The organism is Dietzia sp. B19, from assembly GCF_014145155.1.
In the GTDB taxonomy this organism is placed as follows: domain Bacteria; phylum Actinomycetota; class Actinomycetes; order Mycobacteriales; family Mycobacteriaceae; genus Dietzia; species Dietzia natronolimnaea.
This window is the reverse complement of record NZ_JAALED010000289.1, coordinates 1-3,652: the sequence shown is the minus strand read 5'-3', so window position 1 is coordinate 3,652 and position 3,652 is coordinate 1. Positions and strand designations below refer to the sequence as shown.

Genomic DNA, 3,652 nt, shown 5'->3' with positions numbered 1-3,652 from the left:
ACCGCCCGCGCCGCCTGCGCGGCCGCCGGTGTACCGATCGACGACCCCGGGACCGCCCGCCTGTACCTGCACGCGCTCGGCCAGCTCGCCGCCTCGCGCATGATCGAGGAGACCTCATGACCAGCACGCTCAGCCGCCCGGCGGCCCCCGCCCCCGTCGGCCGCCTCGTGGACCAGTTCGAGCGCGGCCTCGACGCCCCCATCTGTCTGACCTGGGAGCTCACCTACGCCTGCAACCTCGCGTGCGTGCACTGCCTGAGCTCCTCGGGCAAGCGCGACCCCCGCGAGCTGAGCACCGAGCAGTGCAAGGCGATCATCGACGAGCTGCAGCGCATGCAGGTCTTCTACGTGAACATCGGCGGTGGCGAGCCCACCGTCCGCCCCGACTTCTGGGAGCTCGTCGACTACGCGACCAGCCACCAGGTGGGCGTGAAGTTCTCCACCAACGGCGTGCGCATCGACGAGAAGGTGGCGCAGCGCCTGGCCGCGAGCGACTACGTCGACGTGCAGATCTCCATCGACGGTGCCACCGCCGAGGTCAACGACGCGGTCCGCGGCCCGGGCTCGTTTGACATGGCGGTCCGTGCCCTCGAGAACCTCAAGAACGCCGGCTTCACCGACGCCAAGATCTCGGTGGTGGTCACCCGCGAGAACGTGACCCAGCTGGACGAGTTCAAGGCCCTGGCGGACAAGTACGACGCCACCCTTCGCATCACCCGCCTGCGCCCCTCCGGCCGCGGGGCGGACGTGTGGGACGACCTCCACCCGCTCCCCGAGCAGCAGAAGGACCTCTACGACTGGCTGGTCGAGCACGGGTCGAACGTCCTCACCGGTGACAGCTTCTTCCACCTGTCGGCCTTCGGCGACGGCCAGGGCTCGCTGCCCGGCCTGAACCTCTGCGGCGCGGGCCGCGTGGTGTGCCTCATCGACCCGATCGGGGACGTCTACGCCTGCCCGTTCGCGATCCACGAGGAGTTCCTCGCCGGCAACATCGTCTCCGACGGCGGCTTCGAGAGCGTCTGGCAGACCTCGGAGCTCTTCCGCGAGCTGCGTGAGCCCCAGTCGGCCGGGGCCTGCGCGTCCTGCAACTTCTACGACAGCTGCCGCGGCGGCTGCATGGCGGCCAAGTTCTTCACCGGCCTGCCCATGGACGGGCCGGACCCGGAGTGCGTCCAGGGGTACGGCGAGGGACTGCTCGCGGCCGAGCGCAGCATCCCCTCGCCGTCACAGGACCACTCCCGGGTCAAGGGGCTGGCGGCGCGCAAGCAGCCCACCGGCCCGGTCCCGCTGACCCTCGTCACCACCCCGCCGCGCAGGCCCACCAGCCTGTGCGACGAGTCCCCCGTCTGAGTCGGCCGGCCGACCCGCCACCGCCCACGTCCTCCCCCGAAGGAGCCCTCTCCCGTGTCACGCCTGTCGAAGATCGCCGAGGCCAACCCCTGGCGCCGCAACCCCTGGTTCGAATCGGTCGCCGAGGCCCAGCGCCGCGCCAAGAAGAAGCTGCCCCGGAGCGTCTACATGGCGCTGGTGGCCGGCAGTGAGCAGGGCGTGACGATCGACGACAACACGGCCGCGTTCGCCGAGCTGGGTCCCAAGCCGCACGTGATCGGGGCCAAGGCCGAGCGGGACATGGCCACCACTGTGATGGGGCAGCCGATCAGCCTCCCGGTGATGATCTCGCCGACCGGGGTCCAGGCCGTGACCCCGGACGGTGAGGTCGACGTGGCCCGCGCGGCCGCCGCGCGCGGCACCGCGATGGGACTGAGCTCCTTCGCCTCCAAGCCGATCGAGGAGGTCATCGCCGCGAACCCGCAGACCTTCTTCCAGGTGTACTGGCTCGGCGGCAAGGAGAAGGTCCTCGAGCGCCTCGAGCGGGCCAAGGCCGCCGGCGCCGCGGGCGTCATCCTCACCACCGACTGGTCGTTCTCCATGGGGCGCGACTGGGGCAGTCCGACCATCCCGGAGAAGCTCGACGCCAAGGCGATGCTCACCCTCGCCCCGGAGATCGCGGTGCGTCCGCGCTGGGCCGCCGAGTGGGCGCGTGACGTGGTGACCAACAAGCGTTTCCCCGACCTGACCACGCCGAACCTCGTGCACCAGGGCGAGATGGGTCCGACCTTCTTCGGCGCCTACGGCGAGTGGATGGGTACCCCGCCGGCCACGTGGGAGGACATCGCGTGGGTCGTGGACAACTACGACGGGCCGGTCATGCTCAAGGGCATCACCCGCATCGACGACGCCCGGCGTGCGGTCGACGCAGGCGTCAGCGCGATCTCGGTCTCCAACCACGGTGGCAACAACCTCGACGGCACCCCGGCCTCGATCCGCTGCCTCGCACCGATCGTCGACGCCGTCGACGGTCAGGTCGAGGTGCTGATGGACGGCGGGATCCGGCGCGGTTCGGACGTGGCCAAGGCGCTCGCCCTGGGCGCCCGCGCCGTGATGATCGGCCGCGCGTACCTGTGGGGCCTGGGCGCCAACGGCCAGGCCGGCGTGGAGAACGTCCTGGACGTCCTGCGCTCGGGCCTGGACTCCAGCCTGATCGGGTTGAGCAAGTCCTCGATCTCGGAGCTCACCAGGGATGACTACGTGATCCCCGACGGGTTCATGCGTCGCCTGGGAGAGTGACCCGGTGGGCGGTCCGCCGGGCCTCCCTGTTACGTCCGTAGAGGAAAAGGAACCACAGTCCATGGGAGACTTCGACGGCAAGGTCGTCTACATCACCGGCATCGCCCGCGGCCAGGGCCGCAAGCACGCCATCCGTTTCGCCCGGGAGGGTGCCAGTGTCATCGGACTGGACCTGTGCGCCTCGCCGTCCGAGCACGTCGGCTACAAGGCGGCCACCGAGGACGACCTCGCGCAGACGGTCGAGAAGGTCCGCGCGGAGGGCGGGGAGATCCTCGCCGAGATCGGCGACGTCCGCGACCTGGCGTTCCAGCAGGACCTGGTCGCCCGCGGGGTCGAGCAGTTCGGCGGCCGTCTGGACGTGGTGATCGCCAACGCCGGCATCTGCAACTGGGGCAAGGTCTGGGAGATCGACGAGCAGCAGTGGCAGGACACGATCGACATCAACCTCACGGGGTACTGGAAGACCCTCAAGGCCACCATCCCGCACATGCTCGCGGCGGACAACGGTGGATCGATCGTCCTGGTGAGCTCCGTCGCCGGACTCAAGGCCATGCCGGTCCAGTCGCCCTACTCGGCCTCCAAGTACGGCGTGGTGGGCCTCGCGCAGACCGCGGCCAAGGAGCTCGGTGAGCACCGGATCCGCGTCAACACGATCCACCCCTACGGCGTGCTGACCCCCATGGGTGCCGACGACCCGGCGGCCCACGACGTGTTCACCAACATGCCCCAGTTCCTCCCGCACTTCACGCCGATCCTGGGGATGGGCATGGCCACCACGGACGACATCTCCGACTCGGTGCTGTTCCTGGCCTCGGACGCCTCCCGCACCATCACCGCGTCGACGTTCACCGTCGACATGGGCGCGATCAAGGTCTGACCATCGAGCCCGTCCTGGCGGTGCTGCCGCTCGGCGCCACCGAGCAACACGGCGCGCACCTGCCCACCCAGACGGACACGCTGCTGGCCACGGCCACCGCGGACGCCCTCGCGGCCGCCGGCGTCCTGGTGCTCCCCGCTCTCGCGTA

At 70.2% G+C, this 3,652-nt stretch carries 4 protein-coding genes; all 4 read left to right on the top strand.

The features are described 5' to 3' along the window. Nucleotides 1-116 precede the first annotated feature (116 nt). Complete coding sequence (gene mftC, locus G6020_RS09020) at nt 117-1,349, top strand: mycofactocin radical SAM maturase (protein WP_179525884.1); 1,233 nt, start codon at nt 117-119, stop codon at nt 1,347-1,349. A gap of 54 nt (nt 1,350-1,403) precedes the next feature. Then, nucleotides 1,404-2,627 (top strand): pre-mycofactocin synthase MftD, encoded by a 1,224-nt coding sequence (gene mftD / locus G6020_RS09015; protein WP_182610384.1) that lies wholly within the window; start codon nt 1,404-1,406, stop codon nt 2,625-2,627. 61 nt (nt 2,628-2,688) lie between these two features. Continuing rightward, on the top strand, nt 2,689-3,504 hold the full coding sequence (locus tag G6020_RS09010; RefSeq protein ID WP_179525882.1) for a mycofactocin-coupled SDR family oxidoreductase: 816 nt from the start codon (nt 2,689-2,691) through the stop codon (nt 3,502-3,504). A 20-nt stretch (nt 3,505-3,524) separates the two neighbouring features. Beyond that, on the top strand, nt 3,525-3,652 hold a 128-nt coding region (locus tag G6020_RS09005), incomplete at its 3' end, for a creatininase family protein (RefSeq protein WP_182610383.1).

What these genes read in the sequence shown, in the direction of transcription:
- mftC (WP_179525884.1), top strand. Translation starts at nt 117, where the DNA reads ATGACCAGCACGCTCAGCCGCCCGGCGGCCCCCGCCCCCGTCGGCCGC.
- G6020_RS09010 (WP_179525882.1), top strand. Translation starts at nt 2,689, where the DNA reads ATGGGAGACTTCGACGGCAAGGTCGTCTACATCACCGGCATCGCCCGC.